This is a genomic window from Bacillus sp. SJ-10 (assembly GCF_002843505.1).
GTDB classification, from domain to species: Bacteria; Bacillota; Bacilli; order Bacillales; family Bacillaceae; genus Bacillus; species Bacillus velezensis.
On the sequence record NZ_CP025258.1, the window covers coordinates 3,872,832 to 3,889,210 of the forward strand.

Genomic DNA, 16,379 nt, shown 5'->3' on the forward strand with positions numbered 1-16,379 from the left:
TTCACGTGACCTCCCGCTATTTATCAAAATTTTCGAGCTCTTTATAATCAACATATGCACGGAATAACGCTTCGCCCACCAGAAAAAACGGGGCAAATGCGACGATTTCCGTTTTATCGCTTAACGTCACCGGCTTGCTGGTCGCATAAAGATTATACGGCGTCGTTTGCGCCAGTACGTTGTTTTTCAGATTGGTGATTGAAATAAACGGAACTCCCTTTGCGGACAGGGTCCTTACCTGCGGAATTAATTCGGGTGTTTCACCGGATAAAGAAATAATGATGAATACGTCATCAACCTTAAAATCATCACACATGATATCAAACTCTATAATGTCCTGAATTAAAATCAGATACTTCCGCCGGGATACAAACATCCGCTGCAGCTCACGGGCGCACACCCTCTGAGCCGTCCCCGATCCGTAAACGAAAATCCGTTTTGCTTCATCTATCAGCCGGCACATCTCCGTCATATCTTTTGACTTCACGTATTTTACATTGGCTTCAATATCATCCAGCAGCTTTTCAAACGTCATATTCTCGCCCTCTTCAGGCTGATCCTCCCATTTCAGAAAAACCCGGAATTCACTATAGCCGCTGAAGCCCAGTTTTTGGGCGAGCCGCAGGATGGAAGACCGAGAGACATTGCAGGCTTTCGCCATGTCATTGATACCGAGATGGTAGCACGTATGTTTATGATTCAATATATATTTTAAAATATAAAAATCGTTGTCATTTAATTTCGCGTAATGCTGGTTAACCAGTTCTTCAAGACTCATCCCAAAAATCCCCCCGTTTTCTTTCTATTATATAGAATAACAGATAAAGAAAACGGGGACGATTGTCATCAAGAAATATGAGACGGACTTACATCAAGTTCAGGCCAGTAGTCCTTATTAGCCTCCATCAGATCTTCAAGAATCAGTTTTGCCACACGGGCGTTCGGCACTGTTTTTGACAGAATCAGCGCCTGCCACAGCTTTTGAAATGACCGCTCTTCCCACGCTTCAGCCGTCAGTTTTTCGACAGACACCTGCTGTTCCATCAGGCCTTTTTGAAATTGCGGTATGCTCCCGATTGAGAGCGGTTCAGGTCCGTTTGAACCTACGAGACAAGGAATCTCAACCATGGCTGACGGATCAAAGTTTGCGATCGCGCCGTTATTTTCAACGATTAACAGCATTCTCTCCCCTGTGTTGTAAGCGATGGCCCGGGCAAGGTCGACGATATAGGAAGCATGATCATCAATTTTAATTTCACTGTTCTCCGATGATTGTTCGCGCGTAATCATATCGCATTGGCTGAAAATGAAAGCTTCGCGCCCTTCCATGACTTCGTTGGCTCTCGTATGGTTCGGGTTTGATTTTTTCACCATATCATCCGGGAATAAGTAATATTGCAGATATGTGTTCGGAAGCGTATCCGGATCAGCCGCCTGAACGTCGCGCGCTTTTTTGAATGTGTCATTCCAGCTTGCTTCAGTCTGTTCGGCCTCCATCTTCGGAACGTAGCCGTATTCACGGACATGCTCTTTCAGCTTCGGCATTAAATCATTGCCATGCCGGTCTGTGATGGACGTCCACCAGCCAAAGTGGTTCAAGCCGTAGTAACGGACGTTCATTTCTTTCCGTGAAGATAATCCGAGGATGTTCGCCATGCGATCCTCAATTCCGACCGGCATGTCGCAGATGTTCAATATTTTTGAATTCGGTCTGAGGCGCCGTGTAGCTTCAGCCACAATCGCCGCCGGATTGGAGTAATTCAGCATCCATGCCTCAGGCGAGTACGTTTCCATATAATCAAGAATCTCCAGAACACCGCCGATAGAGCGCATGCCGTATGCGATTCCGCCCGGCCCGCATGTTTCCTGGCCGACCACGCCGTACTTCAGCGGGATTTGTTCATCGAGCGCGCGCATCGCATATTTTCCGACGCGGATATGCGCCATGACGAAGTCAACATCCGTAAAAGCCGTCTCTGGGTCATCAGTCGCCAAAAATTCAATGTCCGGCGCTTTTTCTTTTATGAATACCTCACACGCACCCGCAATCCGCTCCTGCCTTTCTTTATCATTGTCATAAAGTTTCAGCTTTCTGATCGGAAACTCTTCCAGGTGATTCAAAAGCATTAATACAATTCCGGGGGTAAATGTGCTGCCGCCGCCTGCAATAACGATTGAGAATGATTTGTCTGTCATGTGAAGCCCTCCTCTGATAACGTTTACATTTTATTTATATCATGAGAAGGTCCGATCTGTACCGGGTTTGGAGGAGTTAGATCATTTAATCATTTTTAGTTATTTTTCTCAAAAAGCGGGAAAGTTCCCACAGGTACGAAAGAGGCCTGCTGTCATCAGCAGACCCATTCTCAAAAATGCTCTTGTAAATCAGAAAGCAGCACTTCCTGCTCAAATTGCGGATTTCCGATCGGAAAAATTCTGGCTGTTTCCTTGTCTTCGTTGACATGCTGAATATAAATCGGGACTCCTTCATACGTCACATACGCCATGGCGGCGGATTCCGAAATGTCTTTCGCACGCTGTGTATTCACGTTTCAAACCTCCTTTAGGCCTCACACATAACGTGTCCGGCAGCCAAGAGAAGTATGCTTGTTTCTTACAATTGTCCGGCGGTGAGTTTGAATTTTTTGAGGCGTTTGTAAAACGTGCTCCGCGGGATTCCGGCCATTTTGGCGGCCAGCGTGACATTCCCCTTCGCTGATTCAAGCGCGTTTACGATGATGTTTTTCTGAATGTGCTCCCGGATGGAGACGGGGGACGCTTCTTCCTGTTCATAAGACTCGGCCGCCTCTTTAAGACCTGACGCTTCAAGCAGGGCTGCGATGGGGCGCCCTGACAGCCGCCCGTCCGGGAACATGACGGAAAGACGTTCAAATACATTAAACAATTCCCTGATATTCCCCGGCCATTTCCGGCTCTTTAATAGGTCTAAAAAGTCATCAGGAAGCTCCCCCCGCCAGCCGCGATTTCGCTGAAATTCAAGGAAGAGTCCGGGAATGTCTTCGGTGCGTTCTCTTAATGGAGGGAGATGGATCGGACAGACGTGAAGCCGGTAAAATAAATCTTCTCTCAGCTTTTTGCATTCGACAAGCTGTCTCAGATCAGTGTGGGTGGCAGTGATGATTCTGATGTCGACGGGAATCTCTTTTGTCCCGCCGACCGGGGTGACTTTCCGTTCCTGCAGCACCCGTAACAGAGCGACCTGCATGGAGTGTGATATTTCTCCGATTTCATCGAGGAAAAGCGTGCCTTTATCGGCTTTTTGCAAAGCGCCGTTATGTCCTTTCCGTTTGGCCCCGGTGAAGGCGCCTTCCGAGTAGCCGAACAGTTCGCTTTCAATCAGCTTTTCGGGGACCGCTCCGCAATTGACGGCGATAAACGGGCCGTTTTTCCTGGAGCTGTTGTTATGAATCGCCCGGGCGGCAATCTCCTTTCCCGTCCCGGTTTCTCCCGTAAGACAAACGGTTGCGTCCGTTCGGGCGACAAGCTCCAGCTGCTGGAGCATATGTCGGGATGACGGGCTTTTGCCTGCCGCACCATGGAATAAAAAAGAAGGCTTTTCTTCTCGTTTGGATAAGTAAATGCACGTGTAGCCATTCTCCTCCCGCTTCGCCTGCTTGATGTGAAAGCCCTGTTCCTCAAGCTCGCGCAGCGTATGTCCGGTAAAATGCTGAACGGGACGGCTTGCGGCGATAACCCGGCTCATTTCATTGCAAAGCACGATCGGATCGTGAGACCGGGTAAGCCCGGCGAATTTGCTGATCATGTCAAGTTCTGTCATTTTGATCTTTAGGGCAAGCTCCCGTTCCGCCGTATAAGCGATGGAGGAGGCAATTCCGAGCATAAAAGGCTGAGCGCGGGCGGCGGGGCAGGAAATATCAATGACACCCGCCAGCCGTCCGTCTTCATAACGGATCGGCGCGGCGGAACAGCTCCATTGATGAGAAGCGAGCGAATAATGTTCAGAGCCGTGTATCATGACCGGCTCATTTGTATAAAGAGCCGTCCCGATCGCATTCGTGCCGACGGCCGTTTCCGTCCAGCGGGCGCCTTTTAAGAAATTGATGCGGTTCGCTTCATGAATGGTGCGCGGGTGGCCGTCAACTGAATGGACAACGCCGTCTGAATCAATCAGGAGAACCATCATTTCCATTTCCCGCATTGCCGTTTTCATTCTTTCTGCATACGGCGTTGAGGCCGCTAAAAATAACGCATGCTTTTCGGCCTGCCTTTCTAAATGATCTGCCGGCATTACATTCGGCCCCTTTTCGAGATAAGGATTGACGTCGGCTTTTTTGCAGCGGTGCCATGAGGCGGCCACCCGCTTCTGAATACGGGATTCATCAAGCACGCCTTCTTTCACAAAGCGCTTCCAGGTTTTAAAATCATTCCGAATGACATTCATTGTATTCGCTCCCCCCTGTTCAGACCATCTTTTCATATATTGTAGGGGAAAAATAAAGCGCTTTCAACGAAAAATACCCCTTCTCATCTGAGAAAGGGTATTCCGGTTATACAGAATGCACCGCAAGTCCGGTGACATTCAGCAGGGCTTCCTGAAGCGTTTCTGACAGAGTCGGATGCGCCGCGATAAAGTGCTCCGACATATCCGCCGTCATTTCACCGTTCATCATCATGACCGCCTGACCGATCAATTCCGTCACGTCCGGCCCGATCATTGACACGCCGACGATTTCTCCGAATTCCGGTTCGGCAATGATTTTCATTTTGCCGCCATGCTGATGTTTAATTAACGCTTTTCCGTTAGCAGAAAATGAACATTCTCCGATTTTCACATCTCCGTATGTTTCTCTCGCCTGTGTTTCCGTCAGCCCGACAGCGGCCATTTCCGGCGATGTATAAATACAGCGGGGCACCGCCCGCATATCGACTTTGCTGTCCTTTCCCGTGGCATGCGCGGCGGCTGTGATTCCTTCATGAATGGCGGCATGCGCGAGCTGCATTCCTCCGGCCGCATCGCCGCATGCGTATATATGAGGCACATTGGTCTGCATATGGTCATTGACTTCAATGCCGCGCGGAGAATACCGGATGCCGGCCTGCTCCAGATTCAGCTCTTGCAAACGCGGTTTTCTCCCGATTGCAACCAAAACGTGATCAGCCTGCGCCTCAATTTCTTTGCCATCTTTTGTCCACACGGCAGTTTTCCTTTCTTTATCAATCCGTTGAAGGGCGGCTTTTGTCTGAATATCAGCCCCGCTGTCTCTTAAAGAGTCTTCGAAAACGGCGGCGATTTCCCCGTCTTCTGCCGGGAGCAGCCGGTCAGCGGATTCAATCACCGTCACTTTCGTTTTAAACCGGCTGAATAAAGAGGCAAATTCACAGCCGATCACACCTCCCCCGACAATAAGCAGAGAAGAAGGGATTTTCTGTAAAGAAAGCGCATCTTTGCTGTCGATCACCCAATCGCCGTCAAATGGGGCAAACGGCAGCTCCGCCGGTTCAGATCCGGATGCAATCAATATCCGATCCGCTTCCAGAATGTCTTTTGCGCCTCCTTCTCCTTCAACAAGCAATGTCTGCTCTGTGAGAAATGAAGCTGTCCCGCTGATGACTTTAATCTGATTTGCTTTCATTAAGTATTGAATTCCCTGCACGAGCCGGCTGACGATTTGCCGTTTGCGCCCCTGCATGCGGGCCCAATTGAGTGTAATGTTTTGCGGCAGTTCGATGCCGAATGTATTTGCATGCCTGATTTTATCGAGCACATTCGCGCTTTCCAAAAGCGACTTTGTCGGGATGCATCCCTCATTGAGACAAGTGCCTCCGAGCGGCCCTTTGTCGATCAGAACGACTTCTTCTCCCCTCCGCGCGGCAGTCACGGCAGCTGCATATCCGGCAGGCCCGCCGCCGATAATGGCTAGTGTCAATCTCTTCACCCTCTCTATAAAATCAATCCGGCCGGCTCTTCAAGCAGCGCTTTGACCGTTTTCAGGAAGTCCGCAGCCGGTGCGCCGTCACATACTCTGTGATCAAAGGTAAGGCTCAGCGGCAGCATGGTGCTTTTGACAAGCTCATCTCCTTTAAACGCCGGCGTTTCATAGCTTGCGCCCACTCCGAGAATACCGGCTTCAGGCGGATTAAGAATCGGGGTGAAATGCTCAATTCCGTAACCCCCGAGATTTGTAATAGAAAATGTCGATCCGCGCAGATCATCTCCGGAAGCATTGCCTTCCCGCGCCCGGCGTGCCGATGTGCTGATGTGATCCGCAAGCTCAAGGAATGAAAGCTTTTCCGCATCCCGGATCACCGGCACGACGAGACCGTTTTCAAGAGAAACCGCCATCCCGAGGTGGACATATGGATAGGTGATGATCCGCTCCTCTTGATAAGAGCTGTTCAGCTCAGGATGCTGTTTCAGCGCAAGCACCGCGGCCCGGGATACGAAATGTGTGACCGTCAGTTTAACACCGCTCCGCTTTTTCACGCTGTCGGCGAGCTGCTGCTGCCATTTTACAAGCTCCGTAATGTCCGCTTTCATAGTCAGCGTCAGCTGGGCGCTGTTTTGCAGGCTTTTGTGCATTCGGTCTGCAATCACTTTTCTCATCGCTGAAGCCGGTTTTCCCTCCGGCTGTGCCGTCTGAACCGAAGACTGCGGTTCAGCTTCCGTCTTCATGGCCTTGATGACGTCAGCTTTTACGATTCTGCCTCCGGGTCCCGTCCCGTTCAGCGTATCAACTTTCAACCCGGCTTTCTCCGCCATTTTTCGGGCAACAGGAGATATTTTCACGCGGTGTTTACGCTTTTGCACGGCTTTGGGAGCAGGAATCTGTTCAGATTCAGGTTCAGATTGCGGTTTCCCCGCATTTTCAGGAGCCGGCGCCTCCTTCTCCCGCACTTCTTCGCCGTTTTCCCCGATATAACAGATGGCCGTTCCCGGCGGGACTCCTTCTCCCTCTTTGACTTTAATATGAAGAAGCGTGCCGCTTTCAGGCGCTTCTATTTCCATTTCTATTTTTTCCGAGTTGATGCTGGCGATGCTTTCTCCCTTTTCAACCGGGTCGCCGACTTTTTTATTCCAGACGGATACTTCACCTTTCTTCATCGCCATTCCCAGCTTCGGCATTACTACTTTTACAGCCATTCTATATCCCTCCTTTAATTCATTGCCGGCTCGCCAAGCAATTCAAGCGTGACGCTGACAATTTGGTCTGGTGTCGGCAAATATTGATCTTCAAGCACCGGCGAAAACGGCACCGGTGTATGCGGCGCTGTAATCCGCTTAATCGGCGCATCAAGCAAATCAAAGCCCTTATCGGCGACAATCGCAGCAATATCCGTGGCGATGCTGCAGCGCGGATTGGCTTCGTCAATGATGATCAGCCGGTTTGTTTTTTCTAACGATGTGAAAATCGCTTCCTCATCTAAAGGAGACAGACTCCGGGGATCAAGCACCTCGGCGTCGATGCCTTTCTCAGAAAGCTGTGCAGCCGCTTCAAGCGCGGTATTGACCTGCTTGCCGACCGCAAACAGCGTGATGTCGCTGCCTTCGCGTTTGATATCCGCTTTTCCGAGCGGGATTGTATAATAATCTTCCGGCACCTCGCCCTTCATGTTGTAGGACGTTTTATCTTCAAAAAAGAATACCGGATCATTGTCTTCTATTGCCGAAAGCAGCAAACCTTTGGCGTCATATGGATTGGACGGCACAACCGTCTTCAGACCCGGGATGCTGGTGAACAGGCCATACAGCGCCTGCGAATGCTGAGCGGCTGCCCGGAACCCGGCTCCGTATGTGGTGCGGACGGTGATCGGCACTTGCGCTTTACCGCCGAACATATAGCGGAATTTCGCCCCTTGGTTGATCACCTGATCAAAGCACGTGCCGATAAAATCGTTAAACATCAGTTCTGCAATCGGTCTCAGCCCCGTGGATGCCGCAGCCATGGCCGCACCCATGTAGCCCGCCTCAGAAATCGGTGTATCCAGCACTCGGCTGCGCCCGAATTCCTGTACGAGCCCCTTTGTGACCCCCAGTACACCGCCCCATGCTTCATCATCTTGCAAATGATCGACCGCCGCTCCCCCGGCGACATCTTCACCGATTACAAGCACATTGTCGTCTTTTCTCATCGCAAGCTTCATTGCTTCATTGATCGCGTCCGACATGCTTATGACTCTCGCCATCTCACATTCCCCCTTTTTCATATGACACGTAGACGTCTGTCAACAGCTCCGACTCTTTCGGATATGGACTCTTTTCGCTGAACGAGACGGCTTTTTCAATCGATTCGCTGACACGCTGTTCGATGTCTGACAGTTTATTTGCATCTGTTTCTTTTAGAAGATAGTTTTTAAAGCCCTGAATGGCATCTTTTTCTTCAAGATGCTCAGCCTTTTCATCCTTTGTTTTATAAGTTTGGGCATCTCCTTCGAAATGTCCATAGTTTCTGTAAGTCATACATTCAATCAAAGACGGGCCTCCGCCGTTTCTTGCTCTTTCTATCGCTTCCCCGGCTGCCTGATAAACCGCTAAAATATCTTTTCCGTCCACCGTGACCCCCGGCATGTTATAGGAAGCCGCCCGATCGGCGATTGAATCACAGGCTGACGCGTACTCAAATGTCGTGGCTTCGCCGTAGCCGTTGTTTTCGGCGATGAACACGACAGGAAGGTTCCATACTGCCGCTAAGTTCAGCCCTTCATGGAAAGTCCCTTGGTTATTGGCTCCGTCCCCAAAAAAGCAAACGCTTACATTTTTAGTTTGTTTATATTTAGCCGTGAGCGCTAATCCGCATGCGAGCGTGAATCCGCCCCCGACGATTCCATTTGCGCCTAACATGCCTTTATCAAGATCCGCAATGTGCATAGAACCGCCTTTGCCTTTACACAGTCCGGTCGCTTTTCCGAATATTTCCGCCATCATGCCGTCCAGATCACAGCCTTTGGCGATACAATGGCCATGTCCCCTGTGTGTGCTTGTAATGCTGTCGCCATCATCTAAATGAGCGCACACCCCCGCAGCTACCGCTTCTTCACCGGCATACAAATGGACGAATCCGGGAAGCACTCCTTGTGCGAAAAGTTCATGCACTTTGTCTTCAAAGCCCCTGATTTCCAGCATCTTTTGGTACATCCACAGCGCTTTCTCCTCAGTTAATGACAAGCCTTCTCGTTTTAACAATTCCATTTTGTGCGCCTCCTTCTATTTAGGGTTCACACTTATAAATGCAAGAAGCATGCCAGCCTTTGAAGCCCGTAAAATGAATGTTTTTATTTTTACAATGGAGACAGTTTGAGACAGGTGTCTCATTTTGTCTCGATCTGTTCCCTTTGTCTCGTTTTATGGCATACAAAAAAGACCGGGCATCACCCTGTCTTTGACAATGATCGACGTATTTATTTCCTCGGAAATCTTTTAACTGCTTCATTCTTCTGCATACAGTCTATCGTGGCGTTTGAGTGGTTACACTCTTTTTTTCATATCCACGTGCTGCAGTTCATTCTTTTCTTCAACAGCCCGATTCAGCGCTTGAAGCATGTAGCCAATGCCTTTATACGATGACAAAGGCCAGGTGATATGCTGATGCTCTCCGATGACGGCGTTTAGGACGCTTCGGTATTTTTTCCCGCCAAGCATGACAAGCTCCTCGATGTCGGAGAAGCCTTTTTCATGAAATTGACGGCGCAGCTCGTCCGCTGCCATGATCTCCGGATGACCGGTTCCAAAAGTGACATCGTAATTTCCGGGAACAATATCATCCGGACAAAGGAATCCGTGCTTCGCCGACAAAATCACCCACTCATCGAAAAATGCTTTCGCATATCGCTCGCACGCCTGATGCAACGGGCTGAGATAAGCGTCTTCCGCCCTTACCGGACCTGTATCTGAATGGACATCCCAAATTTTTTTCTTGCCGCAGGGGATGATGCACAGTCGTTTCATTTTTCTCTCCCCCTTTATGATGTATCTCCTATCAATGTACCATTATTCGTTTATTTCTGCATGACGAAACTGGCCATGGATCTGTCTGGGTAAAAACTGCACACAAAAAGACCCGGAATTCAAATCGAAATCCGGGCCGGATGAAGGTTGTTTATGTCACTCTTGCTCCATCCCATCAAGATACTTTCTCTCAAAGTCATCGAGCAATGCACGCACTTCATCTGTTGACTTTGTATTCATGCATTGATTTCTTAATTCACTTGCTCCCCGGAATCCGCGGAGATATATCTTGAAAAAGCGGGGGAGCGGTTTATATGCTCGAGCTTCTGCTTTTGAATATTCATCATGAAGATCCAGATGCAATCTCAAAAGATCAAGCAATTCCTTACTGCTATGCTCTCTCGGCTCCTTTTCAAAGGCGAATGGATTAGTAAAAATGCCTCGTCCAATCATAATCCCGTCAACACCGTATTGTTCAGCGAGTTTCAAGCCGGTTTCACGGTCAGGAATATCCCCATTGATCGTCAAAAGGGTATCCGGCGCTATCTCATCACGAAGTTTCTTGATTTCCGGGATGAGCTCCCAATGCGCATCTACTTTACTCATTTCCGCTCTTGTACGCAGATGAATGGAAAGATTCGCAATGTCTTGTTTCAGTATGTGTGTCAGCCAGCCGCGCCATTCGTCTATATCCGTGTAGCCAAGTCTGGTCTTCACACTTACCGGCAGACCTCCTGCTTTCGCCGCCTGTATTAATTCGGCTGCAACTTCAGGACGGCAAATCAGGCCGCTTCCCTTTCCATTCCCCGCCACATTAGGTACAGGACAGCCCATATTGATATCCAGGCCCTTAAACCCTAATTCGGCCATCCCAATACTCATTTGGCGAAAGTTTTCAGGCTTATCTCCCCATATGTGGGCAACCATCGGCTGTTCATCCTCCGTGAAAGTCAAACGGCCGCGCACACTATCCTTCCCATCCGGGTGACAATAGCTTTCTGAGTTTGTAAACTCTGTGAAAAACACATCAGGTCTGCCTGCTTCACTCACAACATGGCGAAAAACGACATCCGTCACATCTTCCATTGGTGCCAGTACAAAAAATGGCCGCGGTAATTCACGCCAGAAATTATCTGTCATAACAAATCCAAATCCTTTCATGATGGGATACAGCCAAACCTTTATCCCAAAATTAAAAACTGACCATGCTTCTTTTACACTTATAGCATGTGTCAGCACTTCTTATCAAACGATAGTAAATTTTGAACATTTCACTTTTTACTCGTTAAAAAGTGAAAAGAGAACACCTTAATTGAGTTAACGTAATAGACTATCGCTATAGTTATCCCCATATCGTTCATTTCTGATCAACTCAGTCAACTCCTTAACCTTTAAAAGGATTTGAGAGAGAAAAAAGTGTGATGATTATCTACACCTATTTTTTTATATTGTGGTTTATTAGTAGTAGCGCTGACCTTCATCTTTCTTAGCGGCCTTACTTTTGCTCTTTTTGGACAAAAAGGATTCCAACCTAAATAGAATATCATATGAGTTCTCCCTATTACCAATGCAAAATATTTGTCCTGTTATCGAAGATAAAATATTTAACGCTGCACCATATCCGTATCTCAATATCATTTGCGGAAAACGAATTTCAAGAAATAATATGATTAAGCAAAATGAGTTGGGGATGGTATGGAGTAAGGGGATGGGAAGAGAAAATAAACTCGAACTTAAAAGAATTCAAAACTTCAATCTGAACCATTTGAGATTTGCTCATGGTTTAGAAATAACCAACGCAACAAGTGGCTTCTGGCTCTATACAGTATATGTACTAAGGGTCGATTGGCTTTCAAACCCCTTATGTTAATATCTTTATACAATCACCTATATATGTTTGTATAAGATTACGATTCGGTAATCCTGATCCAGAACCGATAAAATAGACTGCTGACTAAGTGTCGCAGTCCTCACTCATAAGATTAATAAGAAAGTGTTCATTTTCTTTCATCATTAAATAAGGCATCAGAAGTTATTGCTTTCATTTCGAATATCCTTTGTTATGCCTGTGATTATTTGTATAACAGTGAAAACCCCCAAGAAAACAGTGACAATATTAAACCATGGATTATCATAGAATGAAAGATATGTTTGAAAGAAATTCAGTTCAGCTATGTTTGCTGGGAATCCATTCATTTCTCTATAATTAGGACCCCATCCCGTTAATTCTGCAAAATTAAAATAAAGCTGTGAAACTAAAAATGCCAAAACCGTGAGAAACCAACTTTTTTTATATACTTTACCCATTTCATTATCCATTTCCTTTTCTGCAATACTTTTTAGCCAAGTGTCAATCTAACATCATTATATGATGAAGCATGATTGTCGCGATAATTACTTATTAAGGATATAACCATCGCAGGTATTACTGTAATAGTTGTTATCACTTGCGTTCCCGCCTCGGCGCTATTATTTAATTGTTGTAATGCTAATATGTTATACATTAAAGTAAACCACCTTTGCCTTTTGCAGCTTCTACATCAGAACCTTCAAACAGTTGTTGAAGTTCCAATACATCTCTTATTCGATTCCACCTCCTTTTTATCATTTATTACAACTATTGCTAATAGTATTCTTTAAGAAAGGAGTTTACAAAATATTAACGGAAATTACAAGTATTCACGGAACTTGAACGACTTGTTATTGCTTCTGGTTCACAACAAGATCTTCATATTTTGTCTGTAATGCCGTTTCCAAACGGAAAAAGAAAGAGTTAATAGAAAGCAGCCTGCTTGGCTGTTTTTCACTTGCTTTTCCATACGTTTTTTCAACTCTTTTTATCAGTTAAATAAAGACAAAAAACAGTCAGGACAAGGGCAAAACATGAAAAAGACCCGGAAATCGGAAATGTTTATACCGAAATCCAGGTCTGATTACGAATTGTTTATTTTAGTTAGACGATTTTAATACAAGCTTCGCCACGGCTTCCACATGAGCCGTCTGCGGAAACATATCAACAGGCTGAATATATTCGACGCGATAGTCCTTCGACAGCGTCTGCAAGTCTTTCGCCAGTGTGGAAGGATTGCAGGATACGTAGACGAAGCGTTTCGGTTTTACTTTTTTGATGGTATCTAAAAATGTTCTGTCACAGCCCGTTCTCGGCGGGTCGACGATGACCACGTCAGGGCGGAAGCCTTCTTTCGTCCATTTCGGGAGCCAGTGTTCGGCTGTTCCTGTGACATATGCCGCGTTTTTGATGCCGTGTTTTTTGGCGTTTTTCTTCGCATCGTCAATTGATTCTTTAATGACGTCCATGCCGCGGATCTCTTTTGCGCCGTTTGAAACCCACATGCCGATCGTACCGACGCCGCAATACGCGTCTACGACTTTTTCTTTTCCTGTCAGCTGAGCCGCTTGTTTCACTTCGTCATACAGCTTAACCGTCTGCTCAGGGTTGAGCTGGAAGAAGGCGCGGGCGCTCAGTTCAAATGACACGTCACCTAGCACTTCTTGAATGGCATGGCTTCCGGCCAGCGCTTTTGTTTTGTCACCGAAAATGACGGATGTGCGCGCGCCGTTGACGTTTTGAATAATCGATTTCACTTCCGGCAGACGGTTCTGAATGGCTTTGACGATCTCGTCTTTATTCGGCAGTGTCTCTTTCGCGGTGACAAGCACGACCTGCACTTCGCCTGTTTCAAAACCGACTCTCGTCACGATGGTGCGGACATCGCCTTTTTTGGTCCGTTCGTTATAAACGGACACGTTGTGTTTTTCTAAAATACGGCGGACGATACCCGTTGTTTTGTTTGTTGCCGGATGCTGGACAATGCATTCCTTAATCGGGACGATTTTATGGGAATCAAGTCCGTATAAGCCGGCAATGATGCTGCCGCTTTGCGAGCGTCCGACTTGGAACTGGCTTTTGTTCCGGTAATTCCAAGGGTTGTCCATTCCGATCGTATCTTTAATGTTCATTTCTTCGACATTGAATCTCGTATGACGTTCCAGAGACTGAATGACGATGTCGCGTTTTTCGCGAAGCTGCTGGGTGTATGCCAGATGCTGAAGCTGACAGCCGCCGCACTGGTCGTAGACCGGGCATGGCGGCGTGACACGGTGTTCAGACGGCTTGCGGATTTTTTTGACGCGTGCTTCTGAAAATTTCGGCTGCACATTTGTCGCTTCGGCAACGACTTCTTCACCGGGCAGAGCGCCGGGAACGAAGACAACTTTTTTCTTAAAATAGCCGACGCCCTCTCCGTTAATGCCGAGACGTTTGATGGTCAGCGGAAATGTCTGTCCGATTTTCAATTCGGCAGGCGCCTTTTTTTGATGTTGATTCACGTTTTTTTCTCTCCGTTTCTATATAAAGCCTTTCTCATGGGAAAGCGGCTGATTTGAAATATCACATCTGTTCAGTATAACATGCAGCCGGCGGTTCCTTCATGTTTTTCACTGGAAGTTTCCAAAAATCCTCATCATTCAATGCTTCTCCACAAGTACAAGGACGCATAGCTTAAATACGGCGCCCATTCGCTGCTTACCTGAAGCATCAAGTCTTTTGACGGTTTATCCTCTAGGGCGAAGCGGCGTTTGACGGCGTTTTGCAGGCCGATGTCCGCCAAAGGAAACAGATTCGGGCGGCCGAGACCGAACATGAGGACGTTTTGGACGGTCCACGGGCCGATGCCTCTGATGGCGATCAGCTTTTTCATAATGTCTTCATCCGACAAATGGGTAAGTTCCGCCAGATTGAGCGCTCCTTCTGCAATCATCCGTGAAATGTCAATCGCATATTCCGCTTTTCTCATGCTGAACTGGAGCTCCCGCAAGTCCTGATACTCAAGCGCCGCGATCGTTTTCGGCTCGGGATAGCTCCAGACGCCGTCTTTTTGTTCACCGAAGGCATGGACGAACCGTTCCGTTAAGGTAAATGCGAAAGACAGGTTGAGCTGCTGGTGGATGATGCATTTCATGAGACAGTTGTAGACGTCATATTCCAAGACGAGCGGGGTTCCCGCATGTTCCTCAAAAAGCGCCGACAGATTTGTTTTTGAGAAATGATCAAGCACAGGCTGAAGCGGCTGTTCCCACTGAAAAATGTGTTTGATCCGTTCAATCATCTCTTTGCGGTCCGTTTCTCCGCTGACGAGAAAAACCGGGTCTGCGGCGGTGCCTTCCCCTTGAACCGTGATGACGGACAGTTTGCCGTCCCGTGTTCTGAGCGGCACTTTGATTGACCTTGCTTTAAGATCGACCGCATTCAGCGGATCGAGCGACAGCCTTTCAAGGACTTTATCAAAATGATACGGCGGCGTGACCGAAACCGTTTCCTTCCACATATGCTCCACCCCTTTTTGTCCAAGTATATCATGAAGCGGCCGGGCGGCAATTCGTATACTTTTCTTCATAACGCCGCATGATATAATGGCAGGCGGAGGGTTGTTTATGATACATATAACCGCAATCACAACACATAATGAGATATTAGATAATATCCCCCTATCACGTACAGAACAACCGGACATCGCATGGTACTGGATTGATTTTTTCGGCGCCGAGATGCATGAAACCGAGCTGCTGCGGGATTATTTTCACTTTCATCCGCTTGCGATCGAGGATTGCTTTCAGCATATGCAGCGGCCGAAAATCGACCATTATGATGGCTACCGTTTTTATGTGCTCCACGCCTTGAACCCGGACACACTGGAAATGGAAGAGGTGGACATTTTTCAGTCCGACCGTTTTATCGTCAGCTTCCATTTGCACGAATCGCCCGGCGTCTCAAAGGTGAGAGAACGGTTTTTCGCTTCTCCGGGATTAGCCAAAAAAGGGCCCGGGCACATCACTTATATGATTATGGACCAGCTTGTCGATGAATATTTCCCCGTGCTGTACAAAATTGAAGACCGGCTGAATGAAATTGAAGACAGCAGAACCCATAAATCTTACGGCACTTTAATGAATGAAGTGTTTGAATTGCGGACTGATCTTTTGAACCTGAGACGGACGATCATTCCGATGCGCGATTTAATGTACCGGATTTTGAGCCTTGACCATGTAAAAGAAAGCCGTGAAACAAAGGCGTATTTCAGCGATATTTATGACCACCTGTTAAAACTGGCTGAGCTGATCGAGTCAAACCGTGATATGACGTCAGATTTGCGGGACAGCTATGTGACGCTGAATTCAAACCGGATGAACGCCATTATGATGACATTAACCATCGTCTCGACCATTTTTATCCCGCTGACGTTCATCGCGGGGGTTTACGGCATGAATTTCGATAACATGCCTGAGCTTCATTGGAAATACGGGTATTTTATCGTTTTGGGCGTAATGGCCGTTCTTGTGGCCGCCATGCTGTTTTGGTTCGCCCGCAAAGGCTGGTTTAATATTTTCAAGTAAGAACGGCTGCCGGCTGTTCTTTTTTTTGAGAAAACATGAT

15 protein-coding genes are annotated in these 16,379 nt (G+C 47.5%); 1 reads left to right on the forward strand and 14 read right to left on the reverse strand.

Annotation, left to right across the window (positions count from 1 at the left end):
• Positions 1-16: 16 nt before the first annotated feature.
• The 14 genes from CXL14_RS19295 to CXL14_RS19360 form a co-directional block, all read right to left on the reverse strand.
• Positions 17-778 (reverse strand): MurR/RpiR family transcriptional regulator, encoded by a 762-nt coding sequence (locus CXL14_RS19295; RefSeq protein WP_014417219.1) that lies wholly within the window; start codon positions 776-778, stop codon positions 17-19.
• Positions 779-846: 68 nt separating this feature from the next.
• The gene (gene glvA, locus CXL14_RS19300) at positions 847-2,196 is read right to left on the reverse strand and encodes a maltose-6'-phosphate glucosidase (protein ID WP_014417218.1); all 1,350 of its coding nucleotides are present in this window, start codon (positions 2,194-2,196) and stop codon (positions 847-849) included.
• A 170-nt stretch (positions 2,197-2,366) separates the two neighbouring features.
• Positions 2,367-2,549, reverse strand: coding sequence for an H-type small acid-soluble spore protein (locus CXL14_RS19305; protein WP_003155535.1), 183 nt, complete (start codon positions 2,547-2,549; stop codon positions 2,367-2,369).
• A 65-nt stretch (positions 2,550-2,614) separates the two neighbouring features.
• Entirely contained in the window at positions 2,615-4,423 is a 1,809-nt protein-coding gene (locus tag CXL14_RS19310; protein WP_014417217.1) for a sigma-54-dependent Fis family transcriptional regulator, read from the reverse strand.
• Positions 4,424-4,529: 106 nt separating this feature from the next.
• Positions 4,530-5,909 carry a dihydrolipoyl dehydrogenase gene (lpdA, locus tag CXL14_RS19315; protein WP_014417216.1) on the reverse strand — a complete coding sequence of 460 codons (1,380 nt, stop codon included), beginning with the start codon at positions 5,907-5,909 and terminating at the stop codon, positions 4,530-4,532.
• A 14-nt stretch (positions 5,910-5,923) separates the two neighbouring features.
• A complete protein-coding gene (locus CXL14_RS19320) occupies positions 5,924-7,123 on the reverse strand; it encodes a dihydrolipoamide acetyltransferase family protein (protein WP_014417215.1) in 1,200 nt (399 codons plus the stop codon).
• A 14-nt stretch (positions 7,124-7,137) separates the two neighbouring features.
• Positions 7,138-8,166, reverse strand: coding sequence for an acetoin:2,6-dichlorophenolindophenol oxidoreductase subunit beta (gene acoB, locus CXL14_RS19325; RefSeq protein WP_007408525.1), 1,029 nt, complete (start codon positions 8,164-8,166; stop codon positions 7,138-7,140).
• 1 nt (position 8,167) lies between these two features.
• Entirely contained in the window at positions 8,168-9,169 is a 1,002-nt protein-coding gene (acoA, locus tag CXL14_RS19330; RefSeq protein ID WP_014417214.1) for an acetoin:2,6-dichlorophenolindophenol oxidoreductase subunit alpha, read from the reverse strand.
• 276 nt (positions 9,170-9,445) lie between these two features.
• Positions 9,446-9,925: a DUF6884 domain-containing protein gene (locus CXL14_RS19335; protein ID WP_101287905.1), complete on the reverse strand. Its 480-nt coding sequence runs from the start codon at positions 9,923-9,925 to the stop codon at positions 9,446-9,448.
• 156 nt (positions 9,926-10,081) lie between these two features.
• The gene (locus tag CXL14_RS19340; protein WP_007408522.1) at positions 10,082-11,065 is read right to left on the reverse strand and encodes a tRNA dihydrouridine synthase; all 984 of its coding nucleotides are present in this window, start codon (positions 11,063-11,065) and stop codon (positions 10,082-10,084) included.
• An 885-nt stretch (positions 11,066-11,950) separates the two neighbouring features.
• Positions 11,951-12,232 (reverse strand): YfzA family protein, encoded by a 282-nt coding sequence (locus CXL14_RS19350; protein ID WP_089072480.1) that lies wholly within the window; start codon positions 12,230-12,232, stop codon positions 11,951-11,953.
• 32 nt (positions 12,233-12,264) lie between these two features.
• Entirely contained in the window at positions 12,265-12,429 is a 165-nt protein-coding gene (locus CXL14_RS20680; protein ID WP_198555341.1) for a class III lanthipeptide, read from the reverse strand.
• Between the two features lie 445 nt (positions 12,430-12,874).
• Positions 12,875-14,275, reverse strand: coding sequence for a 23S rRNA (uracil(1939)-C(5))-methyltransferase RlmD (gene rlmD / locus CXL14_RS19355; RefSeq protein ID WP_021493862.1), 1,401 nt, complete (start codon positions 14,273-14,275; stop codon positions 12,875-12,877).
• Between the two features lie 134 nt (positions 14,276-14,409).
• Positions 14,410-15,273 carry a DNA-3-methyladenine glycosylase family protein gene (locus CXL14_RS19360; protein WP_101287909.1) on the reverse strand — a complete coding sequence of 288 codons (864 nt, stop codon included), beginning with the start codon at positions 15,271-15,273 and terminating at the stop codon, positions 14,410-14,412.
• 106 nt (positions 15,274-15,379) lie between these two features.
• Here CXL14_RS19360 and corA point away from each other — a divergent pair, with 106 nt between their 5' ends.
• Positions 15,380-16,339 carry a magnesium/cobalt transporter CorA gene (gene corA, locus CXL14_RS19365; RefSeq protein ID WP_007408518.1) on the forward strand — a complete coding sequence of 320 codons (960 nt, stop codon included), beginning with the start codon at positions 15,380-15,382 and terminating at the stop codon, positions 16,337-16,339.
• Positions 16,340-16,379: the final 40 nt, after the last annotated feature.